A 1,783-nucleotide genomic window follows, 5' to 3' on the forward strand; every position below is an offset into this window, starting at 1 on the left:
GCCCTATCGCGGCTTGCCGTCCCCCTACATCGTCGCCGCCCTCAACCGCACCGTGCGTCATCCCTGGCTGATGCGCGACCGCAGGTGCCTGAGAGAGGGGCTGCTCGGTCATCGTTTCCTGCGCCTTGCTGGTTTCGACCCGGACCTGCGCTTCGGCGTCGACCCGAAGTCGATGCAGGCGCCACGCATGTCGGCGCATTGCTGGGTCTGCCTCGATGGCAGGCCGGTGGTCAGCGACAGCCTTCCCGGCATGGTCGAGATCTACCGTCACCATGCCGATGCCACAAAGGTGCGCCCCGCTTGACCAGACCTTCAGCGTGCTATGGCCTCAACGGCCAGATCCTCGGCATATCAGCCGAGCGCCCCGAGCTATGGCGGGATTTCGACAGGATGCTGGCCGGCTTGCGTATCGCGGAACCGGTCGAGCCGGACTTTCGTCTTGGCATCACCGAAACAGAGACCCTGGACGAGACACCCCACGGATCGCTCGTCTTCGATGGCGATGTACCGGAGGATGGCTCCTGCCGGATGATCGAGGACGGCGGCACCATCCATCTCGTCTTTCCCGGGCGTCAGACCGTTGCGATCAATGGCAGGGAGGGTTCGGCCGAACTCCGGGTCCGCCCCGGTGCGAAAGCCGCCTGGACGCCGTCGATGCTGGTCCTCGACGCCGCGCTCGACGCCGGTCGCCAGCATATGCTGCACACCGCGGGCCTGACGTTGCCGGACAGCGACGCGGTGGTGCTGATCCATGCCCCGAGCGGCACCGGCAAGACCACGACGTCGCTGGCGCTGGCAACACAAGGCTTTGGCCTCTGCTCCGACGATGCCATGATCGTGAATGTCGCTTCGGGCAAGGTCGTGGCCTGGGGTTTGCCGCGCGCCGCCAAGATCCATCAGAAGACTGCGCAGATGATCCCGCGGGTGGCTCCATGCCTTGGCCAGACCTGGGATCGCAACGGCGAGCAGCCCGTCTCGCTTGAAAAGCTGGCAGGGATCATGCGGGTCGAAAACGCGTCCGCCCGGCCGGTGGCGGCCCTTCTGCACCTGGCACGCTCCGCCGACAGCCAGACACGGCTCGTCGCCATGGCCAGGACCGACGCAATGGTGGCGCTGGCAGTGGACAATGTCCGCACGGGCATGACGGGACTGCTGCCGATGCAAAAACGCAGGTTGGCGACCATCGCCGGGCTGGTCAATTCGGTGCCGACATTCCGGTTGGAGGTGGGCGCGCGCCCGGCCGACGCGGCGGCGCTGATCCGCGCCGCTCTGGATTGAAGTCAAGTCATGCAACCTGCGGCCTGGCCTTGGCCAATCTCTGGATCCACCGGAAGGCGTCGCGGCGCAGGCGCGAACCAAGCTTGTCCCTGGAATTGACGCCGAGCAGCGTGTTCGTGGTGATCAACCGTCTGGCCAGCCGTATCGAGAGATCGGGCTTGATCCGGCCGGCGAGCTCAAGTGCGCGGCTCTCCTCGAACAATTGGCCGGTCACATTGAGCACAACAGCCAGTTCGAGCTCGATGCCGGTCATGCGGGCAGCGTCGAACAGGCGTGCTTCCGCTTCGGGTGACTGCAGCGCCCGCACGCCTTGCAGCACGTCGATGCAAAGCTGCAGCCGGTGGAATTTGTGGCCGCCGGCGGCGTGCACGATGGCGATCGTCAGAAGTGCCGCGGGCGTATCTGTCGCCTCGCCGTCGATGGCGCGCAACTCCCGGAACCCCAGCGACAGGCGCCGCCGCATGCCGGTGTCATGCACGAGGTCACCATGCAGCTCGACCAGCAG

The 1,783-nt window shown here is 66.2% G+C and carries 2 protein-coding genes and 1 pseudogene; 2 read left to right on the forward strand and 1 reads right to left on the reverse strand.

The genetic code is table 11. The features are described 5' to 3' along the window. Window positions 1–304 (forward strand): lasso peptide biosynthesis B2 protein (locus EN935_RS34230; RefSeq protein WP_127374138.1); only part of this gene is annotated, 304 nt, incomplete at its 5' end. 86 nt (window positions 305–390) lie between these two features. Beyond that, window positions 391–1,278 (forward strand): serine kinase, encoded by an 888-nt coding sequence (locus EN935_RS34235; RefSeq protein WP_245468713.1) that lies wholly within the window; start codon window positions 391–393, stop codon window positions 1,276–1,278. Window positions 1,279–1,285: 7 nt separating this feature from the next. On the opposite strand, the pseudogene EN935_RS34240 reads toward EN935_RS34235, so the two are convergent. Next, window positions 1,286–1,783, reverse strand: a pseudogene (locus tag EN935_RS34240) (hypothetical protein); the annotation flags it as partial.

It is taken from the genome of Mesorhizobium sp. M7D.F.Ca.US.004.03.1.1 (assembly GCF_003998635.1).
Classification (GTDB): domain Bacteria; phylum Pseudomonadota; class Alphaproteobacteria; order Rhizobiales; family Rhizobiaceae; genus Mesorhizobium; species Mesorhizobium loti.

Coding starts and splice junctions, on each gene's coding strand:
- EN935_RS34235 (WP_245468713.1), top strand. CDS start 391: ATGCTGGCCGGCTTGCGTATCGCGGAACCGGTCGAGCCGGACTTTCGT.